Consider the following 19,444-nt stretch of genomic DNA (forward strand, 5'->3'; position numbering starts at 1 on the left):
AAATGAAGAATTGGCTTGGTCTTTTAAAAAGGGAGTTTTTACTTTTTTCGAGTAACTCGGTAATCTTAGCTATATTTATTGGCGCCCCATTGCTCTATGGATTGTTATTAGGTGCGGTTTACAAGAAAGGAAAGGTAAATCACCTACCCGTTTTAGTGATTGATTTAGATGATTCACCTATGAGTCAAACAGTCATAGAAATGATTGAAGACAACGAAGTAATTGATGGCATTATTTTACATTCACAAGAAGGCTTAAAATCTCAAATAATGCATAATGATATTAGTGCAATTGTTACAATTCCAGAGCGGTTTGAAGCCAATATATTACAAAAGAGACATCCTGAAATTCAAGTAGAAATAAATACAGCAAATATTCTTACGGCAAACTACGCTGCAAAGGCTTTACAAATTGTATTAGGAACCTTAAATGCAGGAATGGAAATAGAAGGGATTAAAAAACAAGGAATCCCAGAGGCTACAGCTAAAGAGCAATATGAAATGTTTGGTGTTAATTATGCTAGGTTCTATAATTCCTCGGCAAACTACATGACTTTTTTATGGCCCGGTGTTTTAGGAACTATTATCCAGCAAGTTTTTATGTTAGCCTTAGCGCTGAGTTTTGCTCGCGAATTTGAGGAGAAAACATTTTATTCAGAATTTATGCCTAGAGCCAAAAATGTTTGGAACGCAATGTTGTTAAAATCGCTTCCATTTTGGATTATGGGCGTTGGTATTGTTTCTTTATTAGGATTAATGTTTCCAATGCTTAGAGTCCCTCTTGAGGTAGATGCACCTACAATGTTAGTGTTGTTGACTGTATTCATAGTATCAGTCACATTTTTAGGTATAGTATTTAGCATCGCAATACCCAGCCAATTAAAAGCTACAGAGTTTTTGATGGTTGTAGCTACCCCTAGTTTTATATTGAGTGGTTTTACTTGGCCATTAAGTCAAATGCCATCGTTTATAGTGGTTCTTTCAGATATTATTCCGCTTACACATTTTTTAGAAGCGCTGAGAAAAGTAATGTTGTACCAAGCAGAACTAGGTGACATTCAAGAGGAAATAAGAGCACTTGTAATACTCTCGTTAGCATTCATTTTATTGAGTTTTATACTCTTAAAAATTAAAGGCTACAAACATCGAAAAAGAATTAGTAATGCAGCTTCTTAAACAAATCCCATAAAACAACGCCAGCACTAACAGAGATATTCAAAGAATGTTTCGTGCCAAATTGTGGAATTTCTATGCAATAGTCAGAAGCACTTACAACACTTTGTTGCACTCCTTTAACTTCGTTACCAAATACAATAGCATAGGTTTGATTTGAAGTTGTTTGAAAGTCTTGTAACATAGTTGAGTTATCAGCTTGTTCAATACTTGCAACTTTTACACCTTCAGATTGCAACTTTTTTACGAGTTCTACGGTGTCTTCCACATACTCCCAATTCACACTTTCTGTTGCTCCCAAGGCCGTTTTGTGAATTTCTTTATGCGGAGGTTGCGCAGTAATTCCACACAAATAAATTTTTTCAATAACAAACGCATCAGAGGTTCTAAAGACGGATCCTATATTATTTAAACTTCTGATATTATCTAAAATTACAATCAACGAAGTCTTTTCCGTCTGTTTAAAACCTTCGATATCTAATCTGTTGAGTTCGCTATTTTTAAGTTTGCGCATTGCTCTAATTTAGTTGGGGCAAAAATACATTTTTTAGCGGTTCTTTATGCAGTGTTTTCTTTTTATAAACCGTGAAAAACTTCCTTATTATTCCTTAAAAATAAACCGTAAATTCGTCGTTCATTCTTAAACACAAAATACCTTGGCAAAAGCTAAAAAAGTCACACCATTAATGAAACAATACAATAGTATTAAGGTTAAATATCCTGATGCTATGTTGCTTTTTAGAGTGGGCGATTTTTATGAGACTTTTGGTGAAGATGCTATTAAAGCATCTAAAATATTAGGCATTGTTCTTACTAAAAGAGGTAATGGAAGTGAAAGCGAAACGGCCTTAGCTGGATTTCCGCACCACTCACTAAATACCTACTTACCAAAACTGGTTAAAGCAGGCTGCAGAGTGGCTATTTGCGATCAATTAGAAGATCCAAAAAAAACTAAGACAATTGTAAAAAGAGGGGTGACAGAATTGGTAACACCAGGGGTTGCGTTAAATGATGAAGTACTCAATGCTAAAACCAATAATTTCTTAGCAGCAGTTCATATAACAAAAAAAGATTGGGGCGTTTCATTTTTAGATGTTTCTACGGGTGAGTTTTTAACTGCTCAAGGTCCCGCTTCTTATATAGATAAGTTGTTACAGAATTTCTTGCCAAGTGAAGTATTGGTGGAGAAAAAACACAAGACTAACTTTATTGAAACTTTTGGTGAACAATACAACCAATTTTATCTAGATGATTGGGTGTTTCAATACGATTATGCAATTGAGAGTTTGACCAATCACTTTAAGGTAAGCACCTTAAAAGGTTTTGGTGTAGATGAATTAAATCAAGGCGTCATTGCCTCGGGAGCGGTATTATTTTATTTATCAGAAACACAGCATCACAAATTAGAACATATAAATACCATACATAGAATTGCTACAGATGCGTATATCTGGATGGATCGTTTTACTGTTCGTAACCTGGAGTTATATCAGCGTAATTCTCCCGATGCCGTAACTTTATTAGATATTATTGATGCCACTATTTCTCCAATGGGAGGGCGTTTGCTTAAACGTTGGTTGGCGTTGCCTTTAAAGGATAAAACAAATATTGAAGAGCGACAAGAAGTCGTTAAAGAGTTAATTAATCAAGATGTCACTTTTGATTTAGTAACAGAACAAATCAAACAAGTTAGCGACATTGAACGACTGATTTCCAAAGTTGCTACAGGTAAGATAAGTCCGAAGGAAGTGGTGCTTCTTAAAAACTCTTTAAAAGCCATTTTACCAATTAAGGCAGAAGCCTTAAAAAGTAAAAATGCTTCATTGGTGAGTTTAGGGCAACGTTTACACGACTGCAAAGATGTTATTGAAAAAATAGAAAGTAGTTTATTTGAGGATGCTCCAGTAGCTATCTCCAAAGGAAATGCAATATCCCAAGGAGTTTCTGAAGAATTGGATGAATTGCGCATGTTGGCTAGTTCTGGAAAATCGTATCTAGATGAAATGCTTTCAAGAGAGACTGAGCGCACCGGTATCACGTCTTTAAAAATTGCCTTTAACAATGTATTTGGGTATTATATAGAAGTTAGAAATACACATAAAGACAAAGTTCCTGAAACATGGATTCGCAAACAAACACTGGTTAGTGCAGAGCGGTATATAACAGAAGAACTAAAAGAATACGAAGCAAAGATTCTTAGTGCTGAGGAAAAAATTGTTCAATTAGAACTGCAGTTGTTTCAAGATGTAATTGAGTATTTGATAGCGTATATAACACCAATTCAAAACAATGCTCAATTAATAGCTCAATTAGATTGTTTGTGTTCTTTTACCACCATCGCAAAGAGAAATAATTATGTATGTCCGACTATTACTGAAGATACAGATATCCGTATTAAAAATGGAAGACACCCTGTTATAGAAAAGCAATTACCAATAGGCGAAGAGTATATTGCAAATGATGTTGTGCTCAACAGAAATCAGCAACAAATAATCATGATTACTGGGCCAAATATGAGTGGTAAATCGGCTATATTACGCCAAACAGCATTAATAGTGTTGTTAGCACAAATGGGGAGTTATGTTCCAGCTCAAAATGCAACAATTGGTATTGTAGATAAGATCTTTACAAGAGTTGGTGCAAGTGATAACATTTCTATGGGTGAGTCAACTTTTATGGTTGAGATGAACGAAACCTCAAGTATTTTGAACAACCTCTCTGAACGTAGTTTAATTCTTTTAGATGAAATTGGCCGAGGTACTAGTACGTATGATGGTATTTCAATTGCATGGGCCATTGCAGAGTATTTACACGAACACCCAACAAAAGCCAAAACACTTTTTGCAACACATTACCATGAGCTAAATGATATGACTGAAACATTTGAACGCATTAAGAATTTTAATGTCTCAGTTAAAGAGTTAAAAGACAAAGTAATATTCTTAAGAAAGTTGGTTGCCGGAGGAAGCGAGCATAGCTTTGGTATTCATGTAGCTAAATTAGCTGGTATGCCAACACCTGTGATACATAGAGCAAATAAAATGCTAAAGAAATTAGAGCAGAGCCACCAGAGTGATGAAATTAAAGCGAAGCTTAATGACGCACAAAGGGAAGAAGAAATGCAATTGAGCTTTTTTAAGTTAGACGATCCACTTTTAGATGATATAAAAGACGAAATCCTCTCTACCAATATAGATACGCTTACACCAATTGAGGCTCTTATGAAACTCAATGAAATAAAACGGATGCTAACAAAAAAATAAAGATGTCTACAGTAAACAATTTAGAGCAAGGCTTTTTTGGAATAGGGATTCAAAACGGTAAGACACCTGAAAATTTAGGAGTGTTATGGCGCTCTGCCCAAAACATGGGTGCTAGTTTTATTTTCACTATAGGCAATCGATATGCAAAACAAGCATGTGATACGCATAAAGCCACAGGCGCAATGCCCTATTTTCATTACGATACCTTTGATGAATTTTATAATAACCTACCTAAAGGGGCTATGCTAGTTGGAGTTGAGTTAGATGATAGAGCAGAGCTCTTAGAAACATTTAAACATCCGAGAAGATGTGTGTATTTATTAGGAGCAGAAGATCATGGAATGTCTAAAGCAGCTAAAGAAAAATCACACTATTTGGTAAAATTTAAATCTACATTAAGTTTAAATGTGGCCGTTGCAGGTAGTATTGTGATGTACGATAGACAGTCTAAATTGATTTAATTGTTTTATATTTGTTACCTAAGTTTTACCTATGTTTTTATTCATTAGCGGTCCCGAAATTTTTGTCATACTCATATTGGTTGTGATGTTATTTGGCGCAGATAAAATTCCTGAAATTGCAAGAGGTTTAGGAAAAACGATGCGACAAGTAAAAGACGCCACAAATGATATTAAGCGTGAAATTAATGAGAGCGCCAAAGATCAAGGTATAGATACTGAATTTACGCGTGATATTCAACAAGGGATTAAAAATGTTAAGGATGATATTGACGACTTAACAGGGCCAATTAAAAGAATGTAGATTCTTTTCTAATCTATTACATACATTTATTTAACTCTACTTATTGTTAAACCATCTCGAATAGGTAGCAATACTGTTTCTAATCTGGCATCCTCTTTCAACAACTTATTGTAAACCAACAAGACTTCTGTGCTTACATCGTTTTTTTGAAGCTTTTCAATTACCTTGCCACTCCATAGCACATTGTCAGACAAAATAACTCCACCAGGTTGCATTTTATCGATAATTGTATGGAAGTAGTTTACATAATTTGGTTTATCTGCATCAATAAAAACTAAATCAAAGGTGGTGTCTATTTCAGGAATGATTTCTAGTGCATTGCCTACGTATTGTTTGATTTGAGATCCAAAACCAGATTTATCAAAATACTTACGCTGTAAATCAAATAACTCTTCGTTAATATCAATGGTGTGAATTGTTCCATTCTTCTGCAACCCTTCAGCAATTGAAAGAGCAGAATAACCAGTGTAGGTGCCAATTTCCAGTACAGACTTAGGTTGCAGTATCTTAGAAAGAATAGATAAAACCCTACCCTGAAAATGACCACTCAGCATTCGCGGATTTAGTACTTTTTGCCAAGTTTCTCGAGTTAATTCTCGTAGGATTTGAGGCTCGTCTTCAGAGTGTGAAACAACGTAATCTTCTAGTTTTTCAGGTAGAAAGTCCATAATTAAAAGTAAAATGCAAAAATAAAAAACGGAGTTTAATTTAAACTCCGTTTTATCTAACTCATTTTTTCTCTTAAAGCTTGCTCTAAAGCCAGCTTGTCATGATCTGACAACCCTTTCAGAGATGTTTTTTGATTATGACTAATTTTTTCATAAATCTTAGACATAACCAAATTCTGTTTCGTGTAACATCTGCAATCACCACAAAATATGGTATGCAATGTTAATTTTAACTTGTCTGCGACCTTAGCTTCACCGTATTGATTTTTGTCACAAATCATGGTAGCTTGATCACAGCTGATCAAAAAATTTTTCATCCTCTATCTAATTATTGAACCAATTGTCTTCCATACACCGCCTTAATTGTGTACGAGCTCTATGGATTATTACCCATAAATTTGACGCCGTTATATTTAACTCCTTACAAATTTCTTCAGTTTCAAAGTTTTGTATGGTTTTCATTCTAAAGACCATACCGTATTTTTCAGGTAACTTATCAATACATTTTTCTAATGTAGATTTTAGCTCATCATTTTCAATATGCTTGTCTGCATCGCTAGCCCAAGTATTTGGAGCTCTTTCTTCAATCCATTCACCTTCATTATCGCCATCTTTATAAAAGTTCATGCGCACTTCGGCTTTTCCTTTTTTAGAATTAATTTTTCGATAATGATCAATTATTTTTCTTTTTAGAATAGAAACCAACCATGTGCGTTCACTTGCTTTACCCTGAAAATTCTTCATTGATTTTAACCCAGAAAAGAACGTTTCTTGCACCAAATCTTTGGCCACATTTTCATTGTTAACACGTGTAATAGTGTAATTGAAGAGGTAATCAGAGTACTCTGTGACCCATTTATTTGGATTGAGTGTATGCTTGGTTGATTTTGACATGTATGAAAGCTACGCTTTTAGGAGTACGAATATATGAAAATTAGTTTGAACTTGATTTTTGGATTTCGTTGGTGCCATTCCTTGTTTACAATGTTGAACATTGTTTTAGTAGGCTTTCTCCAGTGAAAATTTGATTATTTTTGTACTGTAAAAAAGAGAACAATGTCAGCAATCAAAAAAGAATATAAAAGAGTTACGGTAAAGTCTTTGGTAGATATGAAATCTAATAATGAAAAGATTTCTATGCTAACTGCTTACGATTTCACCATGGCTAAAATTGTAGATAGTGCGGGAGTAGATGTGATATTAGTTGGAGACTCAGCATCCAACGTTATGGCAGGTCATGAAACTACAGTGCCAATCACATTAGATCAAATGATATATCATGCCAGCAGTGTTGTTAGAGCTGCTCATAGAAGTTTGGTTGTAGTTGATTTACCTTTTGGTAGTTATCAATCAGACCCAAAAGAAGCTTTGAGATCTGCTATTAGAATAATGAAAGAAAGCGGAGGCCATTCTGTTAAACTTGAGGGAGGTAAAGAGGTAAAGGAATCAATTAAAAAAATTCTAAATGCAGGTATTCCTGTAATGGGGCACTTAGGATTGACCCCTCAATCTATATATAAATTTGGTACGTATACTGTTAGGGCTAAAGAAGAAGAAGAGGCAAATAAACTAAAGTCAGATGCTAAATTATTGGAAAGGTTAGGCTGTTTCGCTATAGTTTTAGAGAAGGTGCCAGCTGCTTTAGCCAAAGAAGTTGCTGAAAGTTTGACTATACCGGTAATTGGAATTGGAGCGGGTAACGGTGTAGATGGGCAAGTGCTTGTAACGCATGATATGGTTGGTATGACTCATGAGTTTCATCCAAGATTTTTACGTCGCTATTTAAATCTATTTGATGAAATGACGGGAGCATTTAAACAATATGTTACTGATGTAAAGTCTGTGGACTTCCCTAATGACAAGGAACAGTACTAAATGAAAATTATACATTTAGATACCAATCACGAACTTCTTTGGAATCAATTAGAAGCTGCAGGTCATGAAAACACTTCAGATTATACTTCGTCAAAAGAAGTAATTCTATCTAAAATTCACCTTTTTGAAGGAATCGTTATCCGCAGCCGATTTAAAATTGATCGTGAATTTATAGATGCTGCAACCAATCTAAAATTTATAGCGCGGGTTGGAGCAGGATTAGAAAGTATAGATTGCGATTACGCAGAGCATAAAGGGGTTACATTAATTGCAGCCCCAGAGGGGAATAGAAACGCCGTTGGAGAGCATGCCCTTGGTTTGTTACTTTCTTTGTTTAACAAATTAAATAAGGCAGATAGAGAAATTCGAAAAGGAAAGTGGTTGCGCGAAGCCAATAGAGGAATTGAATTAGATGGTTTAACCGTTGGTTTGATTGGGTATGGTAATATGGGGAAATCTTTTGCTAAAAAGTTAAGAGGTTTTGACGTTGAGGTTATTTGTTACGATATAAAAAATGGTGTTGGAGATACCAATTGTAAGCAAGTTTCGCTTCAAGAGCTACAAAAAAAGGCCGATGTGTTGAGTTTACATACGCCACATAATAAGCAATCTTACCATATGGTAAATAACCAACTGATAGAAGGTTTTAACAAGCCGTTTTGGTTAATAAATACCGCAAGAGGAACTGCTGTAAAAACTGAAGACTTAGTGGAGGCTTTAAAATCAAAAAAAATTCTTGGTGCAGGATTAGATGTCTTAGAATATGAGAAAACATCTTTTGAAAATCTATTTGAAAATAAAACGCTCCCTCCAGCATTTGAATATTTAATATCAACTGAAAATGTGCTTTTGTCTCCACACGTCGCAGGTTGGACTGTGGAATCTAAAATTAAATTAGCTCAAACTATAGTAGATAAAATACTTCAAAAATTTTCGTAAATTTAAAGAGTGAAGTCACTTGTTACTTTTTATTGTTGCACTGCTTTTAATGATACTTTTCTTTATCAGTAAAGGAAATCAACTAGTTTCTTTTATGTCTAATGAAGTATTGGTGACCATCTTCGCAGCAGTATTATTGCTGAGCACATTATTTCTGAAAAATAAAAAACGATAGATATGAAAAGGGTTACTGGAATTGGGGGATTATTTTTTAAAACAGAAGACCCAAAAGCAACTAAAGTTTGGCACAAAAAACATTTAGGGTTTAATACAGACGATTGGGGTTGTACTTTTTGGTGGAAAGATAAAGACGGGAAAGACGCTTCTACTCAATGGAGTCCTTTTGCTGCTAATACCGATTATTTTAAACCTTCAGAAAAACCTTTTATGTTTAATTACAGGTTGCTGATCTAGAGGGACTTTTAAAGGAGTTGGAGAAAAAGGGGTAACTGTAGTTGGTGAATTGCAAACTTATGATTACGGAAAGTTCGATGGATTTTAGATAATGAAAGAAATAAAATTGAATTGTGGGAGCCTATAGACGCTGCCTTTAAATAAAAGAAATAACAATGGAAGTAATAGACGAAAAAGGAAATTCTAAAAGATATTATAGCGCTGATGAAAGTAAGCGAATAATAAGTGGAGTATTAGGGATTTTATTTGGATCTTTAGGAATACATAAATTTGTATTAGGCTATACCAAACAAGGCCTACTTATGTTAATACTTTCAGTGGTTAGTTTTGGAATTCTTGCTGGATTAACAGGTTTAATTGGGTTGATTGAAGGTATTATATACTTGACCAAATCAGATCAAGAATTTGTTGATATTTATCAGAACAACAGAAAGAATTGGTTTTAATATATTGTTAAACTTTTCAAAAAACTGGCAATTTATTTTTTCAGGTAATTTTAATATCGTAATATTGCGATGTTAAAATCAATCATGGGAGTTACTAAAAATCAAATATTTACAGCAACGCAAAACGAAATTGCACTATATGCGAAGGTGTTAGGCCATCCTGCTAGAATTTCAATTTTAGAGCATATTGGTAAAATAGATGGCTGTATTTGCAATGATTTGGTAGACGAAATTGGTTTGGCGCAAGCAACCATTTCGCAGCATTTAAAAGAATTAAAAAATGTTGGTATCATTAAAGGCTCAATTAGTGGTAAAAAAGTATGCTATTGTCTAGATGAAACCCAGTTAGCTTCTATAAAGAATCAGTTAAATCAATTTTTTTCAAAATTAGACGCTTGTTGTAATACGAGCTGCTAAAAAAATTTAAATATTAACATCGTAAAATTACGATTATAAAAATAGTATAAGATGAAAACAGCAGAATTTTTAAACATTTTAGAGAGTAACTTAGATAAGAGTTTATTATTCGAATTTCAACCAGGTAAATATGTTGGAGCAAACTATCATATTACTGAAGTAAAACACATATCTGTAGATTCGGTAGACTGTGGAGCAGGAACAGATGCTTGGAAAGAAACCGTTGTTCAATTATGGGAGAGTCCTTCGGAGATTGGTAAACGAGAGTTTATGACTGTTTATAAAGCACTATCCATATTAAAAAAAGTTGGTAGAATGAAGGCATACAATATGGATGCTGAACTGAAAATTGAATATAGTAATGCTACATTTCATACTGCTCAATTATTTGTTGCAGATATAGTACCTAAAGAGAATCAACTGGTTGTTAAGTTATCTGTAGAAAATACAAAATGTAAGGCTCCAGGCACATGTGGAGTTCCAGAACCTGCAATGGCAGAAGAAGCTGCATGTTGCGACCCTAGTGGCGGATGTTGTTAAAAATACAAAGGAGAGCAATGCTCTCCTTTTTTATTCGTCTCTTCCTTCCAATTCCGCTTGAAATTCTTCCATAACTGGTTTTACGGTACTTTCTGGTAGGTCAGAAATACGCATATAAATCAAACCATCTATCGCATTGTTAAATTTTGGATCTACATTAAATGCCACCAATTTTGCATTTTGCTTGATGTACTTTTTAATAAGTACGGGTAATCTTAAATTACCTGGTTCTAATTCATCAATAACCTTATCAAATTTATTTAAGTCTGCTTGAGTGGCATCAAAAACAAAATCTCTATCAGCATCTTTTAGTTTCACCTTATATTCTTTCTTAGGGTGAATGTATTGGGCGATATATGGATCGTAGTAATGCGATTTCATAAACTCAATCATCAAAGATTTAGAGAAGTTTGAAAATTGATTGGAAATACTAACACCTCCAGTTAAATATTTATGATCTGGATACCTCAATGTAACATGAACGATTCCTTTCCATAAAAAGAACAACGGCATTGGCTTTTGTTGGTATTCTTTCACAATAAATGCTCTACCTATATCTATGGTTTCCCGCATCATTGCATTCATTTCTGGTTCAAACTTAAATAAGGTTTGCACGTAAAAACCAGCCATTCCGAATTTTTCGAAGATTTCAATACCTAAGCCCATTCTATAGGCCCCAACTAATTTCTTTTCTTTGTTATCCCATAAGAATAAATGGTGATAATGATTGTCAAATTCATCTAAATCAATAGCGTTATTAGTACCTTCTCCAACTTCTCTAAAGGTAATTTCTCTTAACCTACCAATTTCATACAATAAGTTTGGTATTTGATCTGCAGCAGCAAAAAACACTTCATAACTTCTACTTTCCATCATTCGGGCCCCTGAATCTCTAAGATTTGTTACCTCTTTTATAATTTCTGCTACATTGCGTTGAGATACAACTTCTTTTGGACCAGATGAAAATTTTAAAGTAGGAGTAGGAATTGTTATGGGTTGCTTTTCAAACGGATTGGCAAGCATGTAGGTTTTTTTACGAATGAATTCGTAAAACTCATTGTGATTTGTGTACTGATCTTGGTCTTTTACAGATATAGGTTTACCAATTCTAACTTTAATAACACGCTGTTTTTGAGACAATAACTCTGAGGGTAATTTGGCTGTTCTTAGAGTATCACTAATCTTAGAAAGCATATAGAATAACCTACTATTTTTTGCGTGAAAATAAATAGGAATTACAGGTACACCAGCTTTTTTAATTAAGCGAACAGCGCCTTCTTCCCAAGGTTTATCAACCATTAATTTTCCATCTTTATAGGTAGAAACTTCACCAGCTGGAAAAATTCCTAAAGGCCTATTTTCTCTTAGATGCATTAAAGCTTCTTTTACCCCTGCAACGCTAGACCTCACATCTTTTCTGTCTTCAAAAGGATTTACAGGCATGATGTACGGTTTCATAGGAGCAATTCTGTGAAGCAAGAAATTTGCAATAATGCGGTAATCAGGTCTTTTATCAACTAATAGTTTTAGTAGTAAAATACCATCAATTCCTCCTAAAGGGTGATTAGAAATTGTAATAAAAGCCCCATCTTTTGGTATACGCTTTAAATCTTCTTCGGGTATTTCAAATTGAATTTGGAGATCATCTAGAAGCGCATCAAAAAATTCGCTATCAGACAAATGCTTATGCCTGTTGTAAATTTTGTTGAGAGTAGAGATACGAAGCACCTTCATTAAAACCCATCCAAAAAAAGTGCCAACAAATCCGTATTTGTCTATGTGTATTGCTTGAGCAACTTCTTTGGCGGTAACAAGACTCATGGGCTAGATAAATTAAGGCGAAAGCAAATATAAAAATTATTCAATTACAATTTGAACAGTCTCTCTGCTTGCTTGTTTTAAAAGAACTGTGCCTTTTTGTTCTATTTCTGCAATCGCTTCTTTGGTATAATGACGAATGGTGTACAAAGTTGTGTCAGTATTGTAGTATACTTTATAGTCTTTTTTTACACTTTCAAAAAACGCCTGAAAATTGCCAAATTTATCTTCAATACAAACAGAAAAACTCAAGGCAGAGTTTTGCACTAGATTTACCTTTAATCTATTTTCATGTAATTTATTAAATACATCACTTAAATGATGCTCTACCATAAATGAAAAATCAGCAGTAGAAATTGAGACCAGAATTTGATTTTGCTTCAATATAAAACATGGAACTTTAGGAATTACATCTTCTCCTTTGCTCACCAATGTCCCTTGGTTTTCCAAATTATAAAAAGAACGAACTCTTAAAGGGATTAACTTATTTTCTAATGGTTTGAGCGTTTTAGGGTGGATTACAGAAGCTCCGTAATAAGCCATTTCTATAGCCTCCTTGTATGAAATGTTTTCAAGTAAAGTGGTATCATCAAAATGTTTTGGATGTGCGTTTAAAACGCCATTTACATCTTTCCAGATTGTTACAGTATCAGCGTCTAAACAATAGGCAAATATGCCAGCAGTAAAATCAGAACCTTCTCTACCAAGTGTAGTTGTATCGGAGCCACAGCCACCTAAAAACCCCTGCGTAATGGTTAGGTTTTCAAATGAGTGTTGTTCAATATTTTTAAGAGTTGTATCCCAATTTACCTTAGCATCTCTATAAGAATCGTCTGTTTTTATAAGGGTTCTAACATCTATCCAATTATTTAGGCATCCTATAGATTCTAAATAGGCACTAACAATAGAGGTTGATATGAGCTCGCCATAACCAACAATTTGGTCGTACACATAATTGTAATCTTCAATGCTATTATCGTTTAAAAACACTTGAAGTTGATCAATAAAATTAGTGGCAATCTCCGTTTTAGTTGTGTCTTTAAAAAGCTCTTGTATAATGTCTAAATGAAAATTATAGACATAATCAATCGTATCTTTTAACGTTTCGGTTTGATTAAAATAGGCATGCACAATGTTTTCGAAAGCATTGGTCATTTTACCCATAGCAGAAATTACAACCACGGTTTTTCCATTTGCCTCCTTGCTTAAAACATTGGCAACATTTTTAACGCTTTCTGCATCTTTTACTGAGGCACCACCAAACTTAAATACTTTCATAGCAACATAATTTATTTAAGTTTAGAAATAAATGTTTTTAGTCCTTCCTCATCCATTTGAACTGTTTCCCAACCTTGTAATATTTGAGCGCCAGAAGCAATATAGAAATCACGTGCAGGCGTGTTCCAATCTAAGACCACCCATTCTACTCGTCTAACACCCTCTTTGTGGGCTTGTTGCATAACAGCTTCATATAAAGCCCTGCCAATTCCTTTTTTGCGCATTTCAGCACGAACGATTAAATCTTCAAGGTGAATCGTTTTTCCTTTCCAAGTCGAATATCTATAATAGTATAAGGCCATACCAACAACAGCTCCATCAACTTCTGCAATAAAAACTTTGTATAACGGATTTTCTCCAAAACCATCTTGAAGCAACTCTTCTTCTGTTACCTCTACCGCATTAGGTTCGTTTTCAAAATCTGCTAGGTGTTGAATCAATCCTAGTATGTCTGAAACATCTTGATTGGTTCCTTTTCGAATGATTAAATTCATGATTTATTTATAGGGCTGGGTCAAAAATAATTCGATATTTGTGTCAAAATAAAAATAAAAAGAAATGTCGCAAAAACACCAAACCTTAGGAGAGTTTATTCTCGATAACCAAAAGCATTTCCAATACTCTACTGGAGAGTTGTCTCGACTCATCAATTCTATTCGACTCGCAGCAAAAGTAGTAAATCATGAGGTAAATAAAGCCGGATTGGTTGATATTTTAGGAAATGTTGGCGACACGAATATTCAGGGAGAAGATCAACAAAAGTTAGATGTTTATGCCAATACCATTTTTATGGAAACACTTTCCAACCGTCATATTGTTTGCGGGGTTGCAAGTGAAGAGGAAGATGATTTTGTAGCGATTAAAAGCAATGGAGGTGAAAATAATAAATACGTTGTTCTAATTGACCCTCTTGATGGTTCTTCTAATATAGATGTGAATGTATCAGTAGGAACGATATTTTCAATTTATCACAGAGTAACACCGGTTGGCACACCAGTTCAATTGGAAGACTTCTTACAACCCGGTCACAAACAAGTTGCGGCAGGTTATATAGTGTATGGTACTTCTACAATGTTGGTTTATACAACGGGTCATGGAGTAAACGGATTTACATTAAATCCTGCCATTGGAACTTTTTATTTATCACACCCCAAAATGTCGTACCCTATTAATGGAAAAATATACTCTATAAACGAAGGTAATTATGTCCATTTTCCTCAAGGTGTAAAAGACTATTTAAAATTTTGTCAAGAAGAAGTAGAAGACAGACCATATACTTCTAGATATATTGGTTCATTAGTTTCTGATTTTCATAGAAATATGATTAAAGGAGGTATTTATATGTACCCAACAAGCTCGAAGGCTCCAAAGGGAAAATTACGTTTGCTCTACGAATGTAACCCTATGGCATTTTTAGCAGAACAAGCTAATGGCGAAGCTTCTGATGGGTATAAACGTATTTTGGATATTCAGCCAACAGAATTGCACCAACGCGTTCCTTTCTTTTGTGGTAGCAAAAAAATGATGAAAGAAGCTGAAGGTTTTATGGGTAAATTTCCCGAAGGGGCTAATTATTAATTAGATAACTTTTAACAAGAAATAACTCTTTTTACCGCGTTGTAATAGTACATATTTATTGGCTACTAAGTCTTGAGTAGTGATAATATAATCGTCTTTTACTTTTGTTTTATTTACAGAAATAGAGTTTTCTTTTAAAGCTCTTCGTACCTCGCCATTTGATTTTAAGAAACCAGTATCAGCAAATGCTGGAACGATTTCAAAACCATTTTCAATTTGATCTCTAGTTACTTCTGCTTGAGGGACTCCACTAAATACATCTAAAAAGGTTTGTTCGTCTAAACTTTTTAAGTCATCTGCAGTAGATTTACCAAACAAAATGTTTGAAGCCTTAATAGCATTTTCGTAAGCTGCTTCGCCATGGGTCATAATTGTTACTTCTTTACCAATAGTTTTTTGCAACAAACGCATGTGTGGCGCTTCTTTATGATTCTCAATTAATTTTTCTATGGTTTCTTTATCTAAGAACGTGAAGATTTTAATGAATTTCTCAGCATCCTCATCAGAACAGTTTAACCAGTATTGGTAAAACTTATAAGGCGATGTTCTTCCGGCATCTAACCAAACGTTACCCCCTTCAGTTTTCCCAAATTTAGTTCCGTCAGCCTTTGTAACTAAAGGAACAGTAATAGCATACGCTTTTCCTTGAGCTTTACGACGAATCAATTCCGTACCAGTAGTGATATTACCCCACTGATCTGAACCACCCATTTGCAGTTTACAGTTTTTCTCTTTGTATAAATGATAGAAATCGTATCCTTGAAATAATTGGTACGTAAATTCTGTAAAACTCATTCCCTCCGCAAACTCCCCGTTAATACGTTTTTTTACAGAGTCTTTAGCCATCATATAATTTACGGTAATATGCTTGCCAGTATCTCTTACAAAATCGATTAATGAAATGTCCTTCATCCAATCGTAATTGTTTACTAGTTCAGCGCCATTCTCACTATCAGAAAAATCGATATAACGTTCTAATTGAGATTTTACACCTGCAATGTTTTTAGCCAATGTTTCTTCATCTAATAAATTACGTTCAGCAGATTTACCAGAAGGATCTCCTACCATACCTGTTGCTCCACCAACCAATGCAATTGGTTTGTGCCCACATAATTGAAAGTGCTTTAGAATAAAAATTTGTACCAAGCTTCCAATGTGCAATGAATCAGCAGTTGGATCAAAACCTATGTAGGCTGAAGTCTTCTCTTTCTCAAGCTGCTCTTCTGTCCCGGGCATCATGTCGTTTAACAAACCTCTCCAACGTAACTCTTCTACAAAATTCTTCATACTTTCAATTAATAATGAGTGCCTTTAGTACAGGCATTAAAATAAATTTTGGCAAAGATAAATAATCGGTAAGAAGTTAAAAGTGAAAAACAGAAAGTTTTAGGTATTTTATTGAATTCGAAGTTAGCGCTTGTTGAGAGGATTTTAATTATTTTCGTTGAATGATTTTAGTTACAGGAGGAACAGGATTGGTAGGTGCACATTTATTGGCAAAATTGGTTGTTGATAATGATCTTGTTAGAGCGATTAAAAGAGCAAGCAGTAATCTTGATGCGATTAAAAACGTATTTTCTTATTACCATAAGGATGTGGATTCTTTTTTTAATAAAATTGAATGGATAGATGCAGATGTAGTTGATGTTCCTAGTTTAGTACCTGTTTTTGTTGATGTTACGTATGTTTATCATTGTGCTGCGGTTATATCTTTCAACCCAAAGGCATACAGAAAAATGCGAAAGGTAAACATTGAAGGAACTGCGAATATTGTGAATTTAAGTTTAGAACAAGGGGTTAAAAAATTCTGTTTTGTTAGTTCTATTGCTGCTGTTGGAAGATCGATGACCGGTAAACCTATTAAAGAAGAGAGCGAATGGCAGATTGAAAATAGTAATTATGGATATGCTATAACTAAGTATGGAGCTGAATTAGAAGTATGGCGGGGTACGCAAGAAGGGTTAGACGCTGTAATTGTGAATCCAGGAATAATTTTAGGAGCTGGATTTTGGGATAGCGGTTCTGGAAGTTTATTTGAAAAAGCTTCAAAAGGAATCCCGTTTTATACAGAAGGAGTAACAGGGTATGTTGGAGTAGAAGATGTAATACAGTGTATGTTGCAATTGATGGATAGCAATGTAGTTAATGAGCGTTTTATTTTAGTTGCTGAGAATAGATCTTATAAACAAATATTTTTTGAATTAGCGGATGCATTAAATGCTAAAACACCAACTTTTAAACTCAAAAAATGGCAAACGGAGATATTTTGGAGATTTTCTTTAATTGTTGCAGCTATCTCGAGGACTAAGCCTATATTGACCAAGCATAGTGCTGCCTCTATACATAAACGAAACAATTTTGATTCTAGTAAAATTAGAAGAACTCTAAATTACAAATTTGAAGATATTGAAGACACGATTAAAAGGGTCTCTAAATTTTATTTAGAAGAATGCTAATTTTTTGTGTTAGCTTTTTCTAAGGATTTGTTCTTGATTTTATTGAAGTTTAGAGGCATTTTTCTAATTGAATCACGATTTCCAATTTTTCTACTATTTGATGGGTCTGCTTTCGCGTCTCTTATAGAATCTAATTCACGAACTTGGTCTTCTATTTCTCTTTCTTTAATTTCAAGTCGCTCTTTAACGTTGCGCATAAGTTTGCTATACAAGTCTGGTCTCGTAGAATAATAAAAGCTTGAACTTGCAAATCGCGCTGAATCAATTTGGTATTTTTCATACACTAGAGGCATATAATTTACCCCGTAATCTCCATTTATGTTTCTTGAAGACTTTGCCCCAAATGCAATTTGAATGTCATATAATAAATCAACCATCTCATTCTGAGGAATTAAATCATCTGGCTTTTCATAGATTGTATTACTTGTACAAGAGACAATTAAAACAACAATAAGTAAAGTTTGAAAAAGAGTTTTCATTATCTATTAAACGTTATTCTTTTACCCTTAATTGTATCATTAAAAGAGCCATTATTATAAATTAAATGACCATTTACAAAAGTATGTGTAATTGTTGAATTGAACGTGGTTCCTTCAAAAGGAGACCAACCACATTTGTAAAGCACGTTGTTCTTTTCAACTTTCCAAGACTTGTTGGTGTCTACTAAAACCAAATCAGCATAGTAGCCTTCTTTTATATAACCACGTTTTTCAATCTCAAATAATATTGCTGGGTTATGACTCATTTTTTCAACCGCTTTTTCAATGCTTAAAACACCCTCTGAAACTTTTTGAAGAATCGCAACCAAAGCATGTTGTACAAGGGGACCACCACTAGGAGCTTTTGTATAAGGATTGTTTTTTTCTTCTATAGTGTGAGGTGCATGATCTGTAGCAATAACGTCAATTCGGTCATCTAGCAAAGCTTCCCATAAACCTGCTCTATCTGCCGCTTTTTTAACAGCAGGATTCCACTTAATCAGTGTTCCCTTTTCTTTGTAATCATTACTTTCAAACCAAAGGTGATGCACGCATACCTCAGCAGTAATTTTTTTATCTTTTAAAGGAATAGAATTATCAAAAAGAGCGGTTTCTTTGGCTGTAGATAAATGAAAAACATGCAATCTAGCTCCTGTTTGTTTCGCTAATGCGATTGCTTTTGAAGACGATAGATAGCAGGCATCTTCACTTCTAATATGTGGGTGTAATTCAATAGGAATATCGTCGCCATATTTTTCTTTTGCTTTAGACATATTGGCTTTAATCGTACTTTCATCTTCACAATGCACAGATATTATCATGTCTGTAGAAGAGAATATTTTCTTTAAGACCTCTTCATTGTCAACCAACATGTTGCCAGTAGACGAACCTAGAAATAATTTGATGCCTGCTACTTTTTTTGGATCAGTCTTTAATAATTCTTCCAAATTATCATTCGTGCCGCCAAACATAAAAGAGTAGTTGGCATAAGAAAACTTGGAAGCTGTTTCGAATTTTTGTTCTAATAATTCTTGAGTTGTAGCTTGAGGAACCGTGTTTGGCATTTCGATAAAAGTGGTAATTCCACCTGCTACTGCGGCTCTGCTTTCAGTTTCAATAGTTGCTTTATGCGTAAGACCAGGCTCTCTAAAATGAACTTGATCATCGATTACTCCTGGCAATAAGAATTTGCCTTTTGCATCTATGGTTACATCTGAGGTGTAGTTTATATTTGAGCCTATTTTTTTAATGAATTCACCTTCAATTAAAACATCAGTTTCAATCACCGAGTCTTCATTTACAACCTTAGCATTTTTAATTAATGTAGTATTCATATAAA

Annotated in this window: 21 protein-coding genes and 1 pseudogene; 12 read left to right on the forward strand and 10 right to left on the reverse strand. The window is 34.2% G+C overall.

The window, feature by feature from the left end:
* Positions 1-2 precede the first annotated feature (2 nt).
* The gene (locus ACYQ5R_RS05145; protein ID WP_460189850.1) at positions 3-1,175 is read left to right on the forward strand and encodes an ABC transporter permease; all 1,173 of its coding nucleotides are present in this window, start codon (positions 3-5) and stop codon (positions 1,173-1,175) included.
* Here ACYQ5R_RS05145 and ACYQ5R_RS05150 read toward each other — a convergent pair.
* Entirely contained in the window at positions 1,156-1,686 is a 531-nt protein-coding gene (locus ACYQ5R_RS05150) for an RNA methyltransferase (protein ID WP_460189851.1), read from the reverse strand. The two genes, ACYQ5R_RS05145 and ACYQ5R_RS05150, sit on opposite strands and share 20 nt — an antisense overlap.
* Before the next feature lie 172 nt (positions 1,687-1,858).
* On the opposite strand from ACYQ5R_RS05150, the gene mutS reads away from it, so the two are divergent.
* Genes mutS through ACYQ5R_RS05165 form a run of 3 tightly spaced genes read left to right on the forward strand, consistent with a single transcriptional unit; the run spans position 1,859 to position 5,197 of the window.
* Positions 1,859-4,435, forward strand: coding sequence for a DNA mismatch repair protein MutS (mutS, locus tag ACYQ5R_RS05155; RefSeq protein WP_460190495.1), 2,577 nt, complete (start codon positions 1,859-1,861; stop codon positions 4,433-4,435).
* Between the two features lie 2 nt (positions 4,436-4,437).
* A complete protein-coding gene (locus ACYQ5R_RS05160) occupies positions 4,438-4,896 on the forward strand; it encodes an RNA methyltransferase (RefSeq protein WP_460189852.1) in 459 nt (152 codons plus the stop codon).
* A 31-nt stretch (positions 4,897-4,927) separates the two neighbouring features.
* Complete coding sequence (locus ACYQ5R_RS05165) at positions 4,928-5,197, forward strand: Sec-independent protein translocase subunit TatA/TatB (protein ID WP_460189853.1); 270 nt, start codon at positions 4,928-4,930, stop codon at positions 5,195-5,197.
* A 26-nt stretch (positions 5,198-5,223) separates the two neighbouring features.
* On the opposite strand, the gene ACYQ5R_RS05170 is transcribed toward ACYQ5R_RS05165, so the two are convergent.
* Genes ACYQ5R_RS05170 through ACYQ5R_RS05180 form a run of 3 tightly spaced genes read right to left on the reverse strand, consistent with a single transcriptional unit; the run spans position 5,224 to position 6,759 of the window.
* On the reverse strand, positions 5,224-5,865 hold the full coding sequence (locus tag ACYQ5R_RS05170; protein ID WP_460189854.1) for an O-methyltransferase: 642 nt from the start codon (positions 5,863-5,865) through the stop codon (positions 5,224-5,226).
* Between the two features lie 56 nt (positions 5,866-5,921).
* Positions 5,922-6,146: a hypothetical protein gene (locus tag ACYQ5R_RS05175; protein ID WP_460189855.1), complete on the reverse strand. Its 225-nt coding sequence runs from the start codon at positions 6,144-6,146 to the stop codon at positions 5,922-5,924.
* Between the two features lie 43 nt (positions 6,147-6,189).
* Positions 6,190-6,759, reverse strand: coding sequence for a sigma-70 family RNA polymerase sigma factor (locus ACYQ5R_RS05180; protein ID WP_460189856.1), 570 nt, complete (start codon positions 6,757-6,759; stop codon positions 6,190-6,192).
* Between the two features lie 162 nt (positions 6,760-6,921).
* Here ACYQ5R_RS05180 and panB point away from each other — a divergent pair, with 162 nt between their 5' ends.
* The 6 genes and pseudogenes from panB to ACYQ5R_RS05210 all read left to right on the forward strand — a co-directional run bounded on the left by panB (position 6,922) and on the right by ACYQ5R_RS05210 (position 10,496).
* Positions 6,922-7,740 (forward strand): 3-methyl-2-oxobutanoate hydroxymethyltransferase, encoded by an 819-nt coding sequence (gene panB, locus ACYQ5R_RS05185; RefSeq protein WP_460189857.1) that lies wholly within the window; start codon positions 6,922-6,924, stop codon positions 7,738-7,740.
* A complete protein-coding gene (locus ACYQ5R_RS05190) occupies positions 7,741-8,679 on the forward strand; it encodes a 2-hydroxyacid dehydrogenase (protein ID WP_460189858.1) in 939 nt (312 codons plus the stop codon). It abuts the gene before it with no gap.
* Between the two features lie 177 nt (positions 8,680-8,856).
* Positions 8,857-9,237 (forward strand): annotated as a pseudogene (locus ACYQ5R_RS05195) (VOC family protein).
* An 11-nt stretch (positions 9,238-9,248) separates the two neighbouring features.
* Entirely contained in the window at positions 9,249-9,539 is a 291-nt protein-coding gene (locus ACYQ5R_RS05200) for a TM2 domain-containing protein (RefSeq protein ID WP_460189859.1), read from the forward strand.
* Between the two features lie 84 nt (positions 9,540-9,623).
* Positions 9,624-9,956 carry an ArsR/SmtB family transcription factor gene (locus ACYQ5R_RS05205; protein ID WP_460190496.1) on the forward strand — a complete coding sequence of 111 codons (333 nt, stop codon included), beginning with the start codon at positions 9,624-9,626 and terminating at the stop codon, positions 9,954-9,956.
* 51 nt (positions 9,957-10,007) lie between these two features.
* Positions 10,008-10,496, forward strand: coding sequence for a DUF6428 family protein (locus tag ACYQ5R_RS05210; RefSeq protein WP_460189860.1), 489 nt, complete (start codon positions 10,008-10,010; stop codon positions 10,494-10,496).
* Positions 10,497-10,526: 30 nt separating this feature from the next.
* Here ACYQ5R_RS05210 and ACYQ5R_RS05215 read toward each other — a convergent pair whose 3' ends face one another.
* From ACYQ5R_RS05215 to ACYQ5R_RS05225, 3 genes are read right to left on the reverse strand one after another with little or no spacing between them, the layout of a single operon-like run.
* On the reverse strand, positions 10,527-12,317 hold the full coding sequence (locus ACYQ5R_RS05215; RefSeq protein WP_460189861.1) for a GNAT family N-acyltransferase: 1,791 nt from the start codon (positions 12,315-12,317) through the stop codon (positions 10,527-10,529).
* Positions 12,318-12,353: 36 nt separating this feature from the next.
* Positions 12,354-13,592, reverse strand: a complete 1,239-nt coding sequence (locus tag ACYQ5R_RS05220) for an aspartate kinase (RefSeq protein WP_460189862.1) — start codon at positions 13,590-13,592, stop codon at positions 12,354-12,356.
* Positions 13,593-13,603: 11 nt separating this feature from the next.
* Positions 13,604-14,086: an N-acetyltransferase family protein gene (locus ACYQ5R_RS05225; RefSeq protein WP_460189863.1), complete on the reverse strand. Its 483-nt coding sequence runs from the start codon at positions 14,084-14,086 to the stop codon at positions 13,604-13,606.
* Positions 14,087-14,150: 64 nt separating this feature from the next.
* Here ACYQ5R_RS05225 and fbp point away from each other — a divergent pair, with 64 nt between their 5' ends.
* Positions 14,151-15,170 (forward strand): class 1 fructose-bisphosphatase, encoded by a 1,020-nt coding sequence (gene fbp / locus ACYQ5R_RS05230; protein ID WP_460189864.1) that lies wholly within the window; start codon positions 14,151-14,153, stop codon positions 15,168-15,170.
* Here the strand turns inward: fbp and tyrS are convergent, their stop codons facing one another.
* Positions 15,171-16,457, reverse strand: coding sequence for a tyrosine--tRNA ligase (gene tyrS, locus ACYQ5R_RS05235; RefSeq protein WP_460189865.1), 1,287 nt, complete (start codon positions 16,455-16,457; stop codon positions 15,171-15,173). It lies immediately after the preceding gene.
* Between the two features lie 161 nt (positions 16,458-16,618).
* On the opposite strand from tyrS, the gene ACYQ5R_RS05240 reads away from it, so the two are divergent.
* On the forward strand, positions 16,619-17,626 hold the full coding sequence (locus ACYQ5R_RS05240; RefSeq protein ID WP_460189866.1) for an NAD-dependent epimerase/dehydratase family protein: 1,008 nt from the start codon (positions 16,619-16,621) through the stop codon (positions 17,624-17,626).
* On the opposite strand, the gene ACYQ5R_RS05245 is transcribed toward ACYQ5R_RS05240, so the two are convergent.
* Positions 17,623-18,105, reverse strand: a complete 483-nt coding sequence (locus ACYQ5R_RS05245; protein WP_460189867.1) for a DUF4296 domain-containing protein — start codon at positions 18,103-18,105, stop codon at positions 17,623-17,625. The genes ACYQ5R_RS05240 and ACYQ5R_RS05245 overlap by 4 nt on opposite strands.
* On the reverse strand, positions 18,105-19,439 hold the full coding sequence (locus tag ACYQ5R_RS05250) for a dihydroorotase (RefSeq protein WP_460189868.1): 1,335 nt from the start codon (positions 19,437-19,439) through the stop codon (positions 18,105-18,107). The genes ACYQ5R_RS05245 and ACYQ5R_RS05250 overlap by 1 nt, the downstream gene beginning before the upstream one ends.
* Between the last annotated feature and the right edge of the window lie 5 nt (positions 19,440-19,444).

The organism is Urechidicola sp. KH5, assembly GCF_054661455.1.